The sequence below is a fragment of the Bradyrhizobium sp. YR681 genome (assembly GCF_000282615.1).
GTDB lineage: Bacteria > Pseudomonadota > Alphaproteobacteria > Rhizobiales > Xanthobacteraceae > Bradyrhizobium.
In genome coordinates this window covers 83,285-101,190 of the sequence record NZ_AKIY01000328.1, presented here as the reverse complement: position 1 = coordinate 101,190, position 17,906 = coordinate 83,285, and the positions used below count along the sequence as shown (strand labels likewise).

Annotated in this window: 14 protein-coding genes; 11 read left to right on the top strand and 3 right to left on the bottom strand. The window is 64.7% G+C overall.

Annotated elements, in window-relative coordinates; all coding sequences use genetic code 11:
- Positions 1-415: 415 nt before the first annotated feature.
- Positions 416-2,626 (bottom strand): TonB-dependent siderophore receptor, encoded by a 2,211-nt coding sequence (locus PMI42_RS35625; protein WP_008144415.1) that lies wholly within the window; start codon positions 2,624-2,626, stop codon positions 416-418.
- Between the two features lie 397 nt (positions 2,627-3,023).
- Entirely contained in the window at positions 3,024-3,392 is a 369-nt protein-coding gene (locus PMI42_RS35620; protein WP_035967608.1) for a hypothetical protein, read from the bottom strand.
- A 296-nt stretch (positions 3,393-3,688) separates the two neighbouring features.
- On the opposite strand from PMI42_RS35620, the gene bamA reads away from it, so the two are divergent.
- Together bamA and PMI42_RS35610 are read left to right on the top strand one after the other, a co-directional pair.
- Positions 3,689-6,202, top strand: coding sequence for an outer membrane protein assembly factor BamA (gene bamA / locus PMI42_RS35615; protein ID WP_008144411.1), 2,514 nt, complete (start codon positions 3,689-3,691; stop codon positions 6,200-6,202).
- Positions 6,203-6,373: 171 nt separating this feature from the next.
- On the top strand, positions 6,374-7,306 hold the full coding sequence (locus tag PMI42_RS35610; RefSeq protein ID WP_008144408.1) for a helix-turn-helix domain-containing protein: 933 nt from the start codon (positions 6,374-6,376) through the stop codon (positions 7,304-7,306).
- Between the two features lie 18 nt (positions 7,307-7,324).
- Here PMI42_RS35610 and PMI42_RS35605 read toward each other — a convergent pair whose 3' ends face one another.
- Positions 7,325-8,251, bottom strand: a complete 927-nt coding sequence (locus tag PMI42_RS35605) for a catalase family peroxidase (protein ID WP_008144406.1) — start codon at positions 8,249-8,251, stop codon at positions 7,325-7,327.
- A 287-nt stretch (positions 8,252-8,538) separates the two neighbouring features.
- On the opposite strand from PMI42_RS35605, the gene PMI42_RS35600 reads away from it, so the two are divergent.
- The 9 genes from PMI42_RS35600 to PMI42_RS35560 all read left to right on the top strand — a co-directional run bounded on the left by PMI42_RS35600 (position 8,539) and on the right by PMI42_RS35560 (position 17,882).
- Complete coding sequence (locus tag PMI42_RS35600) at positions 8,539-9,666, top strand: ATP-grasp domain-containing protein (protein WP_162137433.1); 1,128 nt, start codon at positions 8,539-8,541, stop codon at positions 9,664-9,666.
- Complete coding sequence (locus tag PMI42_RS35595; RefSeq protein WP_008144401.1) at positions 9,663-10,553, top strand: succinate--CoA ligase subunit alpha; 891 nt, start codon at positions 9,663-9,665, stop codon at positions 10,551-10,553. The genes PMI42_RS35600 and PMI42_RS35595 overlap by 4 nt, the downstream gene beginning before the upstream one ends.
- A 34-nt stretch (positions 10,554-10,587) precedes the next feature.
- The gene (locus tag PMI42_RS35590) at positions 10,588-11,799 is read left to right on the top strand and encodes an FAS1-like dehydratase domain-containing protein (protein WP_008144399.1); all 1,212 of its coding nucleotides are present in this window, start codon (positions 10,588-10,590) and stop codon (positions 11,797-11,799) included.
- 93 nt (positions 11,800-11,892) lie between these two features.
- On the top strand, positions 11,893-13,092 hold the full coding sequence (locus PMI42_RS35585; protein ID WP_008144397.1) for a CoA transferase: 1,200 nt from the start codon (positions 11,893-11,895) through the stop codon (positions 13,090-13,092).
- Positions 13,089-14,279, top strand: coding sequence for a CaiB/BaiF CoA transferase family protein (locus tag PMI42_RS35580; RefSeq protein ID WP_008144395.1), 1,191 nt, complete (start codon positions 13,089-13,091; stop codon positions 14,277-14,279). Before PMI42_RS35585 ends, PMI42_RS35580 begins: the two co-directional genes overlap by 4 nt.
- A 22-nt stretch (positions 14,280-14,301) precedes the next feature.
- The gene (locus tag PMI42_RS35575) at positions 14,302-15,153 is read left to right on the top strand and encodes an HTD2 family dehydratase (protein ID WP_008144393.1); all 852 of its coding nucleotides are present in this window, start codon (positions 14,302-14,304) and stop codon (positions 15,151-15,153) included.
- A 56-nt stretch (positions 15,154-15,209) separates the two neighbouring features.
- Positions 15,210-16,037, top strand: coding sequence for an ABC transporter ATP-binding protein (locus PMI42_RS35570; RefSeq protein WP_008144390.1), 828 nt, complete (start codon positions 15,210-15,212; stop codon positions 16,035-16,037).
- Positions 16,034-16,825, top strand: a complete 792-nt coding sequence (locus tag PMI42_RS35565; protein ID WP_008144388.1) for an ABC transporter permease — start codon at positions 16,034-16,036, stop codon at positions 16,823-16,825. Before PMI42_RS35570 ends, PMI42_RS35565 begins: the two co-directional genes overlap by 4 nt.
- A gap of 37 nt (positions 16,826-16,862) precedes the next feature.
- Positions 16,863-17,882, top strand: coding sequence for an ABC transporter substrate-binding protein (locus PMI42_RS35560; RefSeq protein ID WP_008144386.1), 1,020 nt, complete (start codon positions 16,863-16,865; stop codon positions 17,880-17,882).
- Positions 17,883-17,906 lie beyond the last annotated feature (24 nt).

Genomic DNA, 17,906 nt, shown 5'->3' with positions numbered 1-17,906 from the left:
AGGGAAGGCCGAGTGATTGGCACCACCTGTATGCTGCTGTGCGGTTTTCTGCGTGTGCCTTTTGCGCAGCAGACCGCGGGTGCGAGGTCAGCACCCGGCCTTCCCTGCGCCCTCTTGGCTATGAGGGTGGAGTCACGAAGCAAAGCTCGGGCGAATTGCGCCGCGAGGACGAGAAGCTGTGTCTGCAAACTCATGCAAGCTGGAAGAGCGAAGCTGCCGCCTCATACGCCGTCATTGCGAGCGCAGCGAAGCAATCCAGAATCCCTCCGCGGAAAGACTCCGGATTTGCATCGCTGCGCTCGCAATGACGCTGTGGAGACAGAGTCGCGCCGCACTCCGCCCTCGTCCCCCGGACGCCGCGCAGCAACGCTTGCGCTTTGCAGCGCCCCCGGAACACGGGAGTGGACCATGCCGCTTACCACCGATAGCTCAGCGTCCCGATCACCTGGCGCCGTTCGCCGGCGTAACAATAGCCGGACTGGCAAGTGTCATACTTCTCGTCGAACAGATTGGTGGCGTTCACGCGCATATAGGCGCCCTGGAAATTCCGGTCGAGCTTGCCCAAATCGTAGTCGATCACGGCGTCGAACAACGTCTTCGCCGCATTTTCGAACGTATTCTGGTCGTTGCCGAAGTTCGCGCCGATATAGCGCACGCCAAGGCCCAATCCCAGCCCCTCGACGGGCGAGCCGGACTGGAAGGTGTATTTGCCGAACGCCGCGACCGAGTTTCGGGGGATGCCGGAATATTCGTTGCCGGTCGTATCGGCGTTGCCCCGCGTGATCACGACGTTGAGATGAGTGTAGGCCGCGGTGAGATCGAGGCCCGGCTTGAGTGCCAGCTTGGCCTCGAGCTCCAGTCCTTTGGACTCGATCTGTCCGGTTGCCGCCTGGAATGCGATGTCGTCGGGATTGGTGCGCAGGACATTGTCCTGCTTGATGTCGAACACCGCGGCGGTCAGCAGCACCGGGAAACTCGGCATCTGATATTTGATGCCCGCTTCGGTCTGCTCGCCGGTGGTCGGCTTGAACGTGGCGCCGGTGACGTCGACGCCGGTCTGCGGGCTGAACGACGTGGCATAGCTGACGTAGGGCGCAATGCCGCTGTCGAACAGATAGCTCAGGCCCGCGCGGCCGGTGAAGGCCGAGGGCTTCGAGGTTTCCGGAGTTCCGCCCAGCGTCGTTGTCGTGCTCTGCGAGACCCAGCTCTGGCGGCCATTGAGCGTCAGGATGAAACCGCCGAGCCTGGCCTGCTCCTGTGCATAGACCCCGACCTCGTTGATCGACTGGCTGGTGAAGATCGAAAATGCCGGCGAGGCGATCGCCTGGGCGCCGTAGTTCATGGTCGCAAGATTGAGATCGGGCGCCGGCCCGTACCCGATCTTGTCGTCGTATTTGGAATGACTGTAGTCGACGCCGAACAGGACGGTGTTCTTGACGGCGCCGAGCATGAACTTGGCCTCGGCCTGGTTGTCGAGGGTAGCGGTCTTGAGATTGTCCACGATGCGCCAGGCGGAGCGCGAGGCGGTCTGGGTCGCAGTGTCGATCGAGTCGATCTGCGTGTACTTCGCGTCCACGCCGACCTGATAGAATCGGAAGTTCTGCCGCACGGTCCAGGTGTCGTTGACGTTGTGCTCGAACGCGTAGCCGATGCGAAATTGCTTCTGGTCCATGGCGCTGAACGCCGGGTCGTTCGAGTAGATGTTGGTCAGCTTGCCATCGGCCGTGCGCGCGTTTCCGATGCTCGCGGCGGTGCGGCTGGTCTGATATTCGCCGAGGATCGTGAATGTCGTATCAAGATTCGGCTTCCAGGTCAGGGCCGGCGCGATATAGGCCCGGTCGTCGTCATTGCCGGGAAACCAGGTCTTGGCGTCGCGGAACAAGCCGGTCAGGCGGTAGTACAATTGGTCGCTGCCGGGCACCGGACCGCCGACGTCAAAGGCGCCCTGGTAACGATCGTAATTCCCGGCCTGCAATTGCACTTCGCCGAACGGCGTCTGTGTCGGCCGCTTTGTCGTGACATCGACGATGCCGCCGGGAGAGCCGAGGCCGTAAAGGCCGGAGGCCGGACCTCGGAGAATCGACACGCTCTCCAATCCGTAGGGCTCGATCTTGGGAATGACGAAATTGCCGCCTGCCTGACGCAAGCCGTCGCGATAGATGCCCGTATAGGTCGCGTCGAAGCCGCGGATATAAAAACTGTCGAAGCGCGGATCGTACCCGAAGGCCGAGGTCGTGACGCCGGGCGTGTAGTTGACGGCGTCCTTGAGCGTCTGGACGTTGCGATCCTCGAGCTCCTTCTTCGTCACCACCGAGAGGGACTGCGGCGTTTCGATCAACGGCGTGTTGGTCTTGGTGCCGGCGGTGCCGGTGGTTGCGACATAGCCGGTTGTCGCAGCGACCGCGCCTCCGGCCGCCTGCGAAGCGCGATTTTGATCGGCTGCCGGATTGGCGCGCCGGTTCGCCGAGGCCGCGCGAGGAGATCGTGTGCGCTGATTGGACGCGGCTGGTCTGCGCGTCTTCGGTGCGTCCGTCGCCTCGACGGTGACCGGTGGCAAATTGCTGCTCTGGGCCAATACCTGGGACGGCAGGATTTCAACGGATACCAATACGACCGAACCGAACATCGTTGCGTTGATCGCAGCTGCGGTGCTGAACCAACGATGTTTCCTCTCCGACAAAGCAACGCCCACCGATGATGATCCCCATTTCGTCCAACCGATTCACGCGAACGCTGGCCAGCTGCGTGCTGGCGCGCGTCGAACGATGCGGACTTCTATGGGTGATGCGTCTCGAATTCCACTGGCGCAGAATAGAATTGCTCGAACGTGTGGAGAGCGATCCTGGAATGATTCGAGACGCGCTTGCAAACGTGAGGTCGCGTGCGGCAGATGCGCGCACGCGGAAATCGTCTCTGCTCGCTGGCGATCGTGGCGTTCCGATCGACGGATTGTCGCCGGGTGCGGCGGCGCGTTGCGGGCCGTGCTGCTCGTCGGATCGATCGACCGGCGCGCCGCGAGCCCGTCACCAGGAGATCGGAATTCTCTGTGCGAATCCGCCGAGATCGGAATCGGTGCTCAGCGGCTGGCGATCGAGCGGCCGGTCGCTGTTGCCGCGTGCGAAGGAGGCGCCGGGCGGCAGGGCATAGTCGGTGAACTTGCGCTCGCCGGGAAGCAGTTCGGTTCCTCCGTCGAGCCAGGAGCGCTTGCTGACATAGAGGCGGGTGTGCGGTCCGGACTGGTAGGAGCGGTTGGGGCCGCGAGGACCGTACTCATAGACGGAATGCTGCGTCGTCCGCGACGGATCGCGCTTGCCGGCCGTGGCGGCATGGGCGGTGAGCGTCGAAGCGAGGAGGGCGACAAGCAGCGTTCCGGTCGTGACAATCGGGTTCATCAGCGGGTACCCCATGCGAGTTCCTGATCTCGTGGCGTCTCGCACCGGCTCGAGCGCCTGTAAACAATCCGGCCGTTGCGCAATGTTGCTGAACGCGGGCATGGACGGATCGCATGGGCTGCGACTTCAATGCGGGCCGGTCGCCGCTGCCGGGCCGCGCGGTCGTCGCGATCGACATGCTCGGCGGTTGACCGGCCAATCAAATTGAACGACCGGAAACAGTACAGCAATATCAAAGCCACACCTCGGCCACAGCCGTTTCGTTTCAGAGCAGTCAGGTGCTCTTGAGGTGTGGAATGTCGGTTTTGCGGGCCTGGCTGATCGCGGTGGTGATGAGCGGCGTATTGATTGCGAGTTCAGTTCCCGTCGTGCTGCTGTCGCAGCCGGCGGCCGCGCAAGTCGTGGAGACGATCGTCGTCGAGGGCAATCGCCGCGTCGAGGCCGAGACGGTCCGCTCCTATTTCAGGCCCGGCCCCGGCGGGCGCCTCGATCAGCCCGCGATCGATGAGGGTCTCAAGGCGCTGATCGGGACCGGCCTGTTTCAGGACGTGAAGATCAACCAGGCCGGCGGCCGCATCGTGGTGTCGGTGGTGGAAAATGCCGTGATCGGCCGCATCGCCTTCGAGGGCAACAAGAAGATTAAGGACGAGCAGCTCTCGGCCGAGATCCAGTCCAAGCCGCGCGGGACCTTCTCGCGGGCGCTGGTGCAGTCCGACACGTTGCGCATCGCCGAGATCTATCGCCGGTCCGGCCGCTACGATGTGCGCGTTACGCCCGAAATCATCGAGCAGCCGAGCAGCCGCGTCGATCTGATCTTCACGGTCGAGGAGGGCGCCAAAACCTCGGTCAAGTCGGTCGAGTTCATCGGCAACAGCGCCTACTCGGCCGCGCGCCTGCGCGACATCATCAAGACCCATGAGAGCAATTTGCTGAGCTTCCTCGGCAACAACGACATCTACGACCCCGACCGCGTCGAGGCCGACCGCGACCTGATCCGCCGCTTCTACCTCAAGAACGGGTTCGCCGACGTCCAGGTCGTGGCCGCGCTCACCGAATACGATCCGGACAAGAAGGGCTTCCTCGTCACCTTCAAGATCGAGGAGGGTCAGCAATACCGCGTTGGTTCGGTCGACTTCCGCTCCGGCATTGCCAATTTCGACGCGGGCTCGATGCGCTCCTATTCGCGTGTCGGTGTCGGTTCGCTCTACAACGTGGAGGCGGTCGAGAAGTCGGTCGAGGAGATGCAGATCGAGGCCTCGCGCCGCGGTTACGCCTTTGCCGTGGTACGGCCGAGCGGCGACCGCAATTTCGAGTCGCACACCGTGTCGGTGGTATTCAACGTCGACGAGGGGCCGCGCACCTATATCGAGCGCATCAATCTGCGCGGCAACACCCGCACGCGCGACTACGTGATTCGCCGCGAATTCGACATCTCGGAAGGCGATGCCTACAACCGCGCGCTGGTCGACAGGGCCGAGCGGCGGTTGAAGAACCTCGACTACTTCAAGAGCGTGAAGATCGTGACGGAGCCCGGTTCCTCGAGCGATCGGGTCATCCTGATCGTCGACATGGAAGAGAAGTCGACCGGCGACTTCTCGATCTCGGGCGGTTACTCCACCAGCGATGGCGCGTTGGCGGAAGTCTCGGTCTCCGAGCGCAACCTGCTGGGCCGAGGCCTTTATGCCAAGGCGTCGGTGAGCTACGGGCAGTATTCGCGCGGCATCTCGCTGTCTTTCGTCGAGCCTTACTTGCTCGACTACCGGTTGGCGCTCGGGTTCGACACCTATTGGAAGCAGCAGAAGTCGAACAGCTATACGAGCTACGGCGTGACGACGCTGGGCTTCTCCCCGCGCTTGGGCTTTGCGCTGCGCGAGGATCTGTCGCTGCAGCTGCGCTATTCGCTCTATCAGCAGAGCATCACGCTCGCCAGCGCCTACAACAACTGCAACAACAACGCGTCTAACGCATCGCTGGCCTTCAACCCGACGCCTGCCTACGTTCAGAGCGTGCTGGGCGGTGTGGACCCGACCAATTCCACGAGCTCAGGGGTCTATGGCTACGGCTGCTATGGCGACGGCGAATCCAGCCTGCCGGTTCGGAAGGAGCTGGCGAGCGGCGCGACCTGGACCTCGGCGATCGGCTACACGCTGAACTACAACACGCTCGACAACAACAAGAACCCCACCGACGGTCTGCTGGTCGACTTCAAGCAGGATTTCGCCGGCGTCGGCGGCAACGTCACTTATCTGAAGACCGCGATGGACACCAAGTACTACACCCCGCTGGTGTCCGAGATCGTCAGCGTGATCCACCTTCAGAGCGGCATCCTCAACAAGATCGGCAACGACGATCTGCGCATGCTGGACCATTTCCAGATGGGGCCTAACCTCGTGCGCGGCTTCGCCTCGAACGGCATCGGTCCGCGCGACATCACCTACCTCAATTACGGTTCGACCGGCGATTCGCTCGGCGGCACCAAATATTGGGGCGCGTCGATGGAGTTGCAGATGCCGTTCTGGTTCCTGCCCAAGGAGGTTGGCCTGAAGGGCGCGGTCTACGCCGACGCCGGCTCGCTCTGGGGCTACCAGGGGCCAACCTCGTGGGCGGCCACGGGTGAGGTCAACACCAAGGCTTGTCCGACCTGCGGACTGCAATATGACGACGGCAACGTGGTGCGCTCGTCGGTCGGCGTCGGCCTGATCTGGGCCTCCCCGTTCGGGCCGCTGCGCTTCGACTATGCCGTGCCGCTGACGAAGGGCAAATATGACAACGTCCAGGAGTTCAGGTTCGGAGGTGGCACCTCGTTCTAGCGATACCAGGCCGGCACGGGAAATTGCGGCATTGTTCGTGCATTTGTGAAAATGCGTGATGACCTTCGCGTGAGCGCGCGTGGACAGATATCGGCGGATGTCCGATAATGCGTCCTGCAATCTGCGGGACACTGTGGCCTGCACGTCAGCTTCCACAGAAGGACTATCCGGATGACACAGGCAGGCGCCTACGGACAGAGGCTCGGGCAATTCCTGCGGTTGGAGGATGCGCCGCCCGCGCTGGTCGCCCGTTCGCTGCGCAGTGCCGAACTCGCGGTCACCGAAACCCGCAACGACCACCCGGTGCCCGGCCTGTCCGGTTCGCTGGCCGCTGAAGATGCCTTTCTCGTCAGCCTGAAGCTGCACGACTACCCGGACTGCGAGCTCTGGGAGAGTGGCAAATCGGTCATGAAGGCGGACGTTCGCGCGGGGGCGACCTATCTCTACGACCTCAAGCGTGATCCGCGCTACGTGATCGACAAGCCGTTCCACTCGCTGTTCTTCTACATTCCGCGTTCGGCCCTCGACAGCATCGCCGAACAGAGCAACGCGCCGCAGATCGACGAGCTCGACTGCCGGACCGGCGTCGGCCATGACGACGAAATCATTCGTCACATCGGTGCGTCGTTGCAGGAGGGGCTGCGCAGGCCGAACGAGGCCAACCAGCTCTTCATCGACCACATGATGCTCGGGCTCACCGCTCATGTCGCCCAGAGCTATGGCGGGCTTCAGCGTGCATCCGCTCCCGCGCGGGGAGGTCTTGCGCCATGGCAGGCCAAGCGCGCCTGCGAACGGCTGGAGTCGGATCTCGGCGGGAAGCTCTCGCTGCAAAAAGTCGCGGCCGAGCTCGACCTCTCGGTCAGCCACTTCTCGCGCGCGTTCCGCATCTCCGTCGGCCTGCCGCCGCACCAATGGCTGCTGCATCAGCGCGTAAAGGCCGCCAAGCAGTTGATGAGCGTCCGCGATTTGCCGCTATCGGAGATCGCGATGTCGGCCGGCTTCGCCAACCAGAGCCACTTCACGCGGGTGTTTTCCTCGGTCGTCGGCGTCAGCCCGGCCGTCTGGCGCCGCGAGGCGCTCGGCGCATCGAGCCGCTGCGCCTAAGCCTCGGCGGTTGCATTTCTAGCGGCGCTTGGCGAGTGAGATGGTGTAGGCGGCGCGGCGCGCAGCAAAGATCTCGTCGGGCGGGTGACCGATGCCGTCGGCGAGATTGGCCGGGTTGAAGATGGAGGCGTCGCAGGCCTGGTCGGGCTCGAAGCCGGTAATCACGATCGTGCCGAGGCGCACCTGTTCGCGGCTGTCCTCGTCCGGCCAGCGCGTGGTCACGTCCATGGTGGGATCGCCGGGGCGATCGAGCAGGGCCATCACGTTGAAGCGGACATGGCCCGCGGTGATCCGCCGGCTCAGCTCGCCGTGCAGGAAGTTGGCCGGCTGGCCCTTCGCTTCGTTCTCGCCCAGCGTAATCTCGCCGCCGGCCGGGACGATCTTGAACTTGATGAAGCGCGTCTCACCTTGCTCGTTCGTTGCCGGGAAGGCATGCACGCCCCAATAGGTCGTGCCGGCTAAGCTTCCGGGCAGCGGACGCGCGGCGATGTAGTTCGCCTGATTGAGCGTTTCGGGATTGGCTGCGGAAAACGCCTTGACCTTCGCGATATCAGGCTTGCCATCCGGCCCGGGGATGCGCGCTTCGAGGAAGGCCTGCATCTGGTCGAGCGTTCGCGCGAAATGCACCGGCGCGCTCTCCACGAGAATATCGGATCGATGATCCTCCTCGCCGAGCTTGAAGCTGAAACCGCGCAGCACCAGATTGTTGGTGTCGGCCACGTCAGGGTTGCCGCCGCCCACCGCAAAGCGCGCCAGCACACGCGATGGTCTTGTGAAGCTCTGCGATTTCGTCACTTCCGCCGCCCGATCCGACGGGGCGTAGGTGCCGCGAACGCACCAGCCTTTGGCGAAGCTCGCGCGCACCTTTGGCGGATTGCCGGCAACCGCTTTGAGCGCGTCGACGATGGAGGCGGGCGTTGCGGTGCCTTTCGGGCTCTCGGACATGGCGGACTTTCTCGCGCGTGCGGGCAGGTGTTAGGCGCGATGCCGATCCGGCGTCTTTCCCAAAGCGGCCAGGTTTTGCCCGATCCTGCTTAATGATTTTTCGGGCGCCGGGGCATCCGGTCGACGGACGCCGCGGTAAAAAAATGCATTATCCTGTTAGTCGAGAGCGCTGAATTCGGACACCAAAGGCAAATTTCCATCGATATTCGCTGAAATTGACCTCGAATAGCGGTAGCCGCACGAAGCGAGGAGATTGACTCATCCCTTTGATAATGCATTATGCATTTATGTTGATCACCGAAGCGCAAGGCAAGGCGCTCCTGCAAGCCGCCGCCATCGCCACGCCATCAAGTCAGGAATTGAGCTCGCTCGACGAGGTCAGGGCCTGTCGCATCGCGCTGCCCGTTGCCGTGAAAGCCCAGGTGGCCGCCGGCGGTCGCGGCAAGGCGGGGGGAATCCGAAAAGCCGGCTCCGGCGCCGAGCTCGAGCAAGCTTTCGGCGCGATCATGGCGATGCGGTTCGGCGGCGAGGCGCCGTCCTCGGTGCTGGTCGAGAGCTGGCTCGACATCGCGCGCGAACTGTATCTGGCGGTCGCGATCGACAGCCGCGTCGGCGGCTTCAACGTGCTCTATTCGCCGCGCGGCGGCATCAATATCGAGGATGGCCCGCCGCCGTTGAGCTATCCCGTCGGGCTCGCCCGCAATTTCCGCGCCCATGTGCTTCGCGCGCTGCTCGAACCGGTCGAGAGCGATGCCAAGGTGCGCGAACGCGTGATTTCCACGGCGAGGCGCCTGCTCGAGGTCGCGCAGGCCAACGAATGCACGACGGTCGAGATCAATCCGCTGGTCGTCTCCAGCGATGGCGCGTTGATCGCGGCGGACGCCAAGATCGTCCTCGACGAAGCGGCCGCCTTCCGCAAGACGGCGACCGCTGCGACCATTGCGGCTGCGCGCGACAAGGCCGCGCGCGAGATCAGGCTGTGCGAAGAGGCCAATCTGATGCTGGTCTGGCTCGATGGCGAGATCGGCCTGATCTCCGGCGGCGCCGGCATGACGATGGCCGCGATGGACGCGATCGACGGCGCCGGCGCGCAGCCGGCCTGCTTCCTCGACGTGAGCGGAAATCCGACGCCGGCGGGATTCGGGCTTGCCTTCGATCTGCTGGATCGCGCGCCGAACGTGAAGGGCATTTTGGTCAGCATGTTCGGCGGCGGGCTGCATACCGATCGTGTGGCCAAGACCCTCGTCGAGCTTCTGGCGAAGCGAGTTTCCTCGAAGCCGGTGACGCTCCGCCTCAACGGCACGCGCAGCGATCTGGCGACGACCATTCTCGGCGAGGCCGGCCACCGGAACCATGCGACGCTGGAGATCGCCGTCGCCGACATCGTGAAGAAGGTTGCGGGAACGCGGTCATGAGCATTCTCCTCGACGCCGACGCGCGCCTGTTGATCGTCGGTATTACCGGCAAGTTCGGGACGTTCTCGGTCAAGGATCTCGCGCAGAGCCACACGCGGGTCGTCGCCGGCGTGGCGCCGGGGCGCGGCGGCCAGTCCGTCGAGGGCATACCGGTGTTTTCGAGCGTCGCCGCCGCGATGAGGGAAACGCACGCCAATGCGGCGCTGATCTATGTTCCGGCCATGGTCGCACTCGACGCGGTGCTGGAGACGATCGAGGCCGGCTGTCCGCTGATTGCCTATCCCGGCGACGGCCTGCCAGTGCTGGACGCGATGGAGATGCGTGCGGCCGCGATCGAGCATAGCGCGCATCTGGTCGGACCGAACTCGCCCGGCCTGATTTCGCCCGGCAAGGCCAAGCTCGGCTTCATGCCCTCATTCTGCTACGCGCCCGGCCCGATCGGCGTGATCTCGCGCAGCGGCTCGCTCTCCTATGAGGCCTGCTTCCGACTGTCGCAGGCCGGCCTCGGTCAGACCAGCGTCATCGGCATCGGCGGCGATCCCGTGCGCGGCGTCAATGCCGCCGAGGCGATCGCGCTGTTCCACGATGATTCGGAGACACGCGCCATCATCTATCTCGGCGAGATCGGCGGCTCGGAAGAATACGCGCTCGCCGAATATGCAAAGCGACCGGACGCAAAGCCGGCTGCGGCGCTGCTGGTCGGCCGGACCGCGCCGGCCGGCAAGAAGATGGGACATGCCGCCGCGATGATCGGCTCCTACGCCGAGAGCTGGGGCGCCAAGGTCGAGGCACTCGATCGCGCCGGCGTGGTGATCGCGCGCGATCTCGACGGTCTTCCCGCCGCGGCCGCCTCGGCGCTGGCCCGCGCCATGAAACCCGCAGCCTAGCAAAACTCAACTCAGACAGGGAATGGAGACCACGATGGCAGACGTCATGGAAAAAGAAAAAGAGGTCGGTCACGCGCCGGCGGAAGGAAAGATCACCGACGAGGCGATCGCGCAGGCGCGCAGCATGATCGGTCTTCAGCTTCGCCCTGAAGGGCCGTATCTCCAGGATGCGACCGACGATACCATCCGCAATTTCTGCAACGGCATCGGCGATCTCAACCCGCTGTATCGCGATGCCGAGCACGGCCGCCAGAGCCGTTACGGCACCAATGTCGCTCACCCCATGTTTCCGATGGCGTTCGGCTGGATCGGCCGCACCCGCTGGGGCCTGCCCGGTGTCCACGGCTTCTACGCCGGCAACGACTGGGAGCTGTTCCGCCACATCCGTCCCGGCGACCGCATCACCGCGATCGAGCGCGTCGTCGGGATCGAGGAAAAGGAGAGCAAGTTCTCCGGCCGCCTCGTGCTGCAATATGTCGAGGCGACCTATTCCAATCAGCGTGGTGACGTCGTCGCGCGTGCGCTCGGGACCTGCACGCGTCACGAGCGCAAGGCCGCGCGCGACGCCGGCAAGTACAAGGACGTCAAGCCCTATGAGTACACCGCCGACGAGTTCGCCGCGCTCGACGAGGCGATCCTGAAGGAAGACGAACGCATGCGCGGCACCGCGGTCCGCTACTTCGAGGACGTCAATGTCGGCGACGAATTGCCGCCGATCGTGCGCGGACCCCTGTCGTTGATGGACACGATGGGCTTCCTGGTCGGCTGCGGTCGCGGTCACACGCACGGCATCGTGCTGAAATCCGCGGTCAAGCATCCCGGCCATTTCTTCCGCAATCCGGAAGCCGGCGGCGGCATCGAATATACCGGCATCGGGCATCATCGCGAGTCGGTGGCCAAGGAAGTCGGCGTTCCCGGCACCTATGATTACGGCCCGCAGCGCTCCTCCTGGCTCGCCAGCCTCGTCACGAACTGGATGGGCGATGCGGCCTTCCTGAAGCGCGTGCGCACCGAGATGCGGCGCTTCAACACCATGGGCGATTCCACCTGGTGCAAGGGCAAGGTCAGCAAGAAGTACGTCAAGGACGGCTTCGCGCTGGTCGACCTGGAGATCTGGGGCGAAAACCAGCGCGGAGAATTGACCACGCCGGGCCTTGCCACCGTGATGCTGCCGTCGCGCAACGTCGAGAACCGCGTGTTCTTCGATGGATCGACCCTCGATCTGGAACTGCCGACGATCCGCTAGCGCGGACGTGAACAACGTCCCGGGAGCATGATGCGCGGTTTCGCATCATGCTCTCGAAAACGCCGGCCAATAACAACAAGGGGAAGCGTTGCCATGATGGACGGGGCCGTTGCGCCGTTGCTCGCCGGAGTGACTGTCGTCGAGATCTCGCGCGGGGTTGCGGCGGGCTACGCCGGCCGTTTGCTCTCGACCCTTGGCGCCGAGACGGTTCTCGTCGAGCCGCCGGACGGCAACCCGCTTCGTCGCGAACCGCCATTTCTTCCGCCGGCGGGTGAAGCCAGCGCCCTGTTCGCATTCCTGGCCGCGGGGAAGAAAAGTGTCATCTGCGATTCCGGGACGCCGGGCGGGCGCGCGGGGCTGTCGGCCCTGCTGGCCGCGGCCGATGTCCTCGTCCACGACCTGCGGGCCGACGAACGTGCGAGCCTCGAAGTCGACGAGCGGACTCTCAGGGCGTGCCATCCGAATTTGATCGACGTCTCGGTGCTGCCGTTCGGCGCGGTCGGGCCGAAGGCTGATTGGCAGGCCGAGGAGATCAACCTGATCCATGCGTCGGGCGAAGGCTTCCTGCTGCCCAACGGCCTTGCCGCCGAACTTTTTCCAGATCGTCCACCGCTGAAGGTCTACGGGCATTTCGCCGAATACCAGGGTGGCGTGGTGGCTGCGCTCGGGGCGCTGTGCGCGTTGATCGGCCGTGAGCACGGCGGCGGCGAGAGCGTCGACGTCTCCGTGCAGGACGCGGCGCTCGCCGTGGGCGCCTTCGCCCTCCAGCGGTTCGGTGACGGCTCGCTGGAGCACCGCCGCACCCGCTCGTTCAAATATGGCGGCGTGCTCGAATGCGCCGACGGCCATGTCGAGCTGCTGACGCTGGAAGAGCGGCAGTGGCGTGGCCTGGTCGAACTGATGGGCCGTCCCGACTGGATGCTCGATCCAGCGCTGTCGGACTCGCTGGAGCGCAGTCGCCGCGGTGTCGAGATCAACCGCGCCGTTCGCGCCTGGGCGCTCGGAGAGCGGACGGCGGACGTCGTCGCGCGGGCCCAGGCGCTCGGCGTCCCCATGGCGAAATATGCAAGCCCGGCCGAGGTGTTGTCGGGCGCACATGAGCGCGCGCGGGAGTTGTTCCAACCCGTGGAGATAGCGGGCGCCGGTTCTCTGCCTGTGCTGTCGGCGCCGTTCCATGTCGACGGCGCGGCACTGCGCCTGAGAGCCGGACCGCCGCGGCTCGGCGAACATCAGCACCTGCTCACGGCCGGTCACCAACGCGATCACCTGCGCGTCGCTGCGGAGGCCTCATGAAACCGCTTGCCGGCGTCCGCATCGCCGATTTCACGCTCCACGCGGCGGGACCGTTCTGCACGCACATCCTGTCGCAGCTCGGCGCGGAGTGCATCAAGGTCGAGAGCGCGGCGCGCCCGGATATCTTCCGCAAGCCGCATCCCGTCTACGGCCGGATGGGGCCGGCGAGCTTCGACCAGGTTGCGGCCAACAAGCTCTCGGTGCGCATCAATCTGAAGGATGCCAGGGGCAGTGCGCTGGCCAGGAAACTGGTCGGGGCAAGCGATCTTGTCTGCGAGAGTTTTCGGCCCGGCGTGATGGAACGGCTCGGTCTCGGCTATGCCGCGCTGGCGGCGCTGAAGCCGTCCGTGGTGATGGTGTCCGTGTCGTCGTCAGGCCAGCGCGGGCCGGATTCGCATTTCGCCGGTTACGCGCCGTTGTTCGGCGCCTGGGGTGCGCTCGGCTATCTCACGGGCTACGAAGACGGCCCGCCGGTCGAGATGCGGCACGTGATGGATCATAGCGTCGGCATGAACGCGGCAATGGTGGCGGTGGCCGCGGTGTACCGCCTGCGCCGCACGGGGCGCGGTGGACATGTCGATGTCAGCGCGCGCGAGGTTGCCTGCTCGCTGGTCGGGGAGGCGTTGCTGTTTGCCGCGGCCGGAGGAAGCCCGGTGCGGATAGGTAATGATCATCCGCGGATGGCACCGCACGGTGTGTTTCGGACCCGCGACGAAGATCGCTGGTTGACCATCGCGGTGCGCACCGACGACGAATGGCGGGCCCTGGTGAGGTTGATGGATACGCCGCATCTGCTGACCGATCCGCGGTTTCAGAGCGCAGCAAGCCGGCACGAATATAGGCGGGCGCTGTACGGCGAAATCGAGCATTGGACGATGACCTGCGAGGCCGGCGCGGCGGAGCGACTGCTTCAGGCTGCCGGGATCGCCGCACATGTCTCCTGCAACATGGAAGACATTGCGCACGACCGGCATCTGCGCGAGCGCGGAACCATCGTCGAGGTCGAGGATATGACCGGCCACAAGCGCGCCGCGCTGAAGGCGCCGATCCGTTTCTCGAAGTCCGACGTCGGCATGACGCGGGGCACACCGCGGCTTGGCGAAAACGAGGACTACGTGTTCGGTGAGCTGCTCGGTCTGAGCCGTGAGGAGCGCCAGAGCCTGATGGATCAGCAGGTGATTTACTGACCGCTTGAAGTGGAGTGCCGTCATGAGCGAGAGCGAAGCGCTGGCCGGAGAAGACTTGCAGGCCTGGGTCGGCCGCAAGGAGACGATCCGGGAGCTGATCGCACCGGATCGTGTCGCCGCGCTCGGTGCCACGCTCGGTATCGAGGGACATCACGCGGCGGGTGCGTCGCTGCCGCCGGGATGGCACTGGATCTTCTTCAACCGCTTCGTGCCGCGACACGAGCTCGGAACGGACGGGCATCCCAAACGCGGCGGCTTTCTGCCGCCGGTGTCGCTGCCGCGCCGCATGTGGGCCGGTGGGCGGCTCACCTACCACAAGCCGTTGACGATCGGGGCGGAGGGCGTGCGCGAAAGCACCATTCTCAAGGTCGAAGCCAAATCGGGCCGCGCTGGAAGGCTGGTGTTCGTGACTGTCAGCCACAGCATTGCCTGCAATGGCGCCGTGTGCATCACCGAGGAACAGGACATTGTCTATCGCGAGGCGGCAGCGCCGGGATCGCCTGCGCCTGTGGCCGCTGCCGCTCCACAGGGTGCGGCATGGTCCGAGACGTTCCGGCCCGACACCGTGCTGCTGTTCCGCTATTCGTCGCTGACCTCGAACGGGCATCGCATCCACTACGACCAGGCCTACGCACGTGACGAGGAAAACTATCCCGATCTCGTCGTGCATGGGCCCCTGACGGCGACGCTGCTGCAAGGCTTTGTGGAACGGCACGCCGGCAAGCCGCTCAGATCGTTCGAATTCAGGGGCGTCTCGCCGCTGTTCGTCAGCTCGGCGTTCAAGCTGGAAGGGAAGGGCGATGCGAATGCGCTCGATCTCTGGGCCAGCGGCCCCGAGGGCGCGCTCGCGATGCGCGCAGCCGCAACGACCTAACGGCCCGCTCCCGGAGCGGGATTGGTCACAAGAAGAGTGCAGGGGAGGTCAAGGAGATGAGATCGGCGCACCTGTCTGTTGTCCCTGCGCAAGATTGCGAGGCGCGGTGCGCGCCCGCGGTCGAGTTGCGCGGCGTCGGCAAGACCTTCAGCTCGCGCAATGGCCGGGTCGACGTCTTGAGCGGACTGAACTTCTCGCTTCAGAACGGCGAATTTCTCGCCATCGTCGGCCCGAGTGGATCCGGAAAGTCGACGGTCCTGAATTTGCTTGCCGGCCTCGATCAGCCGACCGCAGGTTCGGTCTTGTGTCAGGGCGCGCCGGTTGCGGCCGTCAATACGGGAATCGGTTATCTGACGCAGCATGACAGCCTGCTGCCGTGGCGGACAGTGGAGCAGAACATCGCGGTCCCGCTGGAGCTGCGCAACATCGATCGCACGGAGACCGCCCTGCGCGTGCGCGACCTCATTGCGCAGGTCGGCCTCGAGGGCTTTGAGCGGCATTATCCGAGCCAACTCTCCGGCGGCATGCGCAAGCGCGCCATGCTGGCGCGCACGCTGATCTACGATCCGCCGGTGCTGCTGATGGACGAGCCGTTCGGGCCGCTCGACGCCCAGCTCAAGCTGGTGCTCCAGGCCGAGCTTTTGAAGCTGTGGTCGGCGCGACGCAAGACGGTGGTGTTCGTGACCCACGACATCGTCGAAGCGATCACGCTTGCCGATCGTGTCCTGGTGTTTTCGTCACGCCCCTGCCAGATCAGGCTCGACGAGCCGATCGCCATTCCGAGGCCGCGCGAGGTGCACGAGGTGCGCTTCCATCCAGCATTCGAAGAGCATTACCGGCGGCTCTGGGCCGCCCTCGAAGCACCGGCGAGGCGACCCTCATGAGCACGCAAGTGTTGTCCGAGACGCAGGCCGAACCGGCCCTGAGCCTATCCAGCCGCGTGTGGCTCTATCGCGCGATCTCAGTGGTTGCGATGTTGACGGCCTGGCAGGCCGCGTCAGGCCCGCTGCTCGATCCGTTCTGGGTGAGCAGCCCGGCCGCCGTGTTCAAGACGCTGGTGGCATGGACCGCGAGCGGCCAGCTCGCCTATCACCTGATGATCACCTTCAAGGAAACCGCCGCCGGCTTCGTGCTGGGCGCGACCGCAGGCGTCCTGTTCGCATTGCTGATCGGGGCGAGCGACACCCTGCATCGCACGGTCGATCCGTTCGTCACGGCAGTGTACGGCGTGCCGAAGGTCGCGCTCGCGCCGCTCTTCATCATGTGGTTCGGCATCGGGCTCGCGCCCAAGATCGTGCTGGCCGCGATCAGCGTCTTCTTCCTGGTGTTCTTCTCGACCTTGCGCGGCGTGCGGGAAGTCGATCACAAAATGGTCGATGCGCTCCGCACCATGGGCGGCGGCAAATTTGCGGTCCAGCGCATGGTGATCTTTCCGTCGGCATTGCCCTGGCTGTTCACCGGCCTGAAGCTCGGCCTGCCCTACGGCTTCGTTGGCGCGGTTGCGGCCGAGATGATGGCCTCCAATGCCGGCATTGGCTACCTCACGCAGAACTCGGCGGGGCAGCTCGACACCGCCGGTGTGTTCGCCGCGCTGTTTGCACTGATGGTCGTCACCACGCTGCTGAACGAAGCGCTCGGACGGCTGGAGAGCTGGATCTTCCGCTGGCGCTGAGGAGCCTTTGCCAAAACAAGAATAATGGGAGGAGACCATGATCACACGTCGGACGATGCTGGGCGGTATGGCCGGAGGCGCGCTGGCCGGCTCAGTCACACGAGGCCTGGCGCAAGGTGCGGGCGGCAAGCCGGTCACGATCGCGATCGGCGGCTACACATTCGCCTATCTGCCGCTCTTGGTGGCGACAGCGGCGGGCTTCATGAAGGATGCCGGCCTCGACGTCTCCCTGATCGATACCGGCAGCGGCACCAACAGCATGGCGGCGATCCTCGGTGGCAGCGTCGACGTCGCCGGTCTCGTCATGAGCGACGCGATCCTGGCGGTTGCCAAGGGCCAGAAGATCAACACCTTCGCGCCACTGATGTCGCAATATGCGAGCGATGCCGTCGTCAGCCGGAAAACGGCGGAGAAGATCGGTCTTGCCCCGGAGATGCCGCTGAAGGAGCGCATGGCCCGCATGAAGGGCCTGACGCTTGCGATCTCCGGTCGCGGCAGCGGCACCGACAAGATCTGGCGCTACCTGTTGTCGCTCGGTGGGCTCGATCCCGAGAAGGATGTCAGCCTTACAGTGGTCAAGCTCGACAAGATGTATCTGGCGCTGCGCTCCGGCCAGATCGACGGCTTCAACACCACGGCGCCTGCCAACAACCAGGCGGTGGAGGATGGCCTTGCGGTCTGGGCCGCGCGCCCGTCGCACGGCGAAGTGCCCGGCATCGAGAACTTTCTCTACACCGTGCTGTGCGGCCGGCCGGATTTCCTCGACAAGAACCCGGATGTGGTTGCATCGCTCGTTCGTGGCATGACCAGGGGATCGGAGTTGATCCGCAACGATCCCGATGCGGCCGGCCAGGTGTTGCACGATCGCTATTTTCAGCAGACCGACGTGGCACTGATCAAGCGCACGGTGTCGGACCAGCGCATGACCGTTTCGGTGCCGCCGACGCTGTCGGAGCAGCAGTTCGCGCACAACATCGAGTTCGAGCTGAAATTCAGCGACGCCGTGCGCGGCGTCACCTACCAGCAGGCGATCAATCCGCGCTGGCTGGGGACGTAGCTTCTTCGCCTCGCGAGGAGCGGG

Excerpts from the sequence above, each read along its gene's own strand:
- PMI42_RS35565 (WP_008144388.1), top strand. The coding sequence starts at position 16,034 with ATGAGCACGCAAGTGTTGTCCGAGACGCAGGCCGAACCGGCCCTGAGC.
- PMI42_RS35620 (WP_035967608.1), bottom strand. The coding sequence starts at position 3,392 with ATGAACCCGATTGTCACGACCGGAACGCTGCTTGTCGCCCTCCTCGCT.
- PMI42_RS35590 (WP_008144399.1), top strand. The coding sequence starts at position 10,588 with ATGGCAGACGTCATGGAAAAAGAAAAAGAGGTCGGTCACGCGCCGGCG.
- PMI42_RS35605 (WP_008144406.1), bottom strand. The coding sequence starts at position 8,251 with ATGTCCGAGAGCCCGAAAGGCACCGCAACGCCCGCCTCCATCGTCGAC.
- PMI42_RS35580 (WP_008144395.1), top strand. The coding sequence starts at position 13,089 with ATGAAACCGCTTGCCGGCGTCCGCATCGCCGATTTCACGCTCCACGCG.
- PMI42_RS35560 (WP_008144386.1), top strand. The coding sequence starts at position 16,863 with ATGATCACACGTCGGACGATGCTGGGCGGTATGGCCGGAGGCGCGCTG.
- PMI42_RS35575 (WP_008144393.1), top strand. The coding sequence starts at position 14,302 with ATGAGCGAGAGCGAAGCGCTGGCCGGAGAAGACTTGCAGGCCTGGGTC.
- PMI42_RS35625 (WP_008144415.1), bottom strand. The coding sequence starts at position 2,626 with ATGTTCGGTTCGGTCGTATTGGTATCCGTTGAAATCCTGCCGTCCCAG.
- PMI42_RS35585 (WP_008144397.1), top strand. The coding sequence starts at position 11,893 with ATGATGGACGGGGCCGTTGCGCCGTTGCTCGCCGGAGTGACTGTCGTC.
- PMI42_RS35595 (WP_008144401.1), top strand. The coding sequence starts at position 9,663 with ATGAGCATTCTCCTCGACGCCGACGCGCGCCTGTTGATCGTCGGTATT.
- bamA (WP_008144411.1), top strand. The coding sequence starts at position 3,689 with ATGTCGGTTTTGCGGGCCTGGCTGATCGCGGTGGTGATGAGCGGCGTA.
- PMI42_RS35610 (WP_008144408.1), top strand. The coding sequence starts at position 6,374 with ATGACACAGGCAGGCGCCTACGGACAGAGGCTCGGGCAATTCCTGCGG.
- PMI42_RS35570 (WP_008144390.1), top strand. The coding sequence starts at position 15,210 with ATGAGATCGGCGCACCTGTCTGTTGTCCCTGCGCAAGATTGCGAGGCG.
- PMI42_RS35600 (WP_162137433.1), top strand. The coding sequence starts at position 8,539 with ATGTTGATCACCGAAGCGCAAGGCAAGGCGCTCCTGCAAGCCGCCGCC.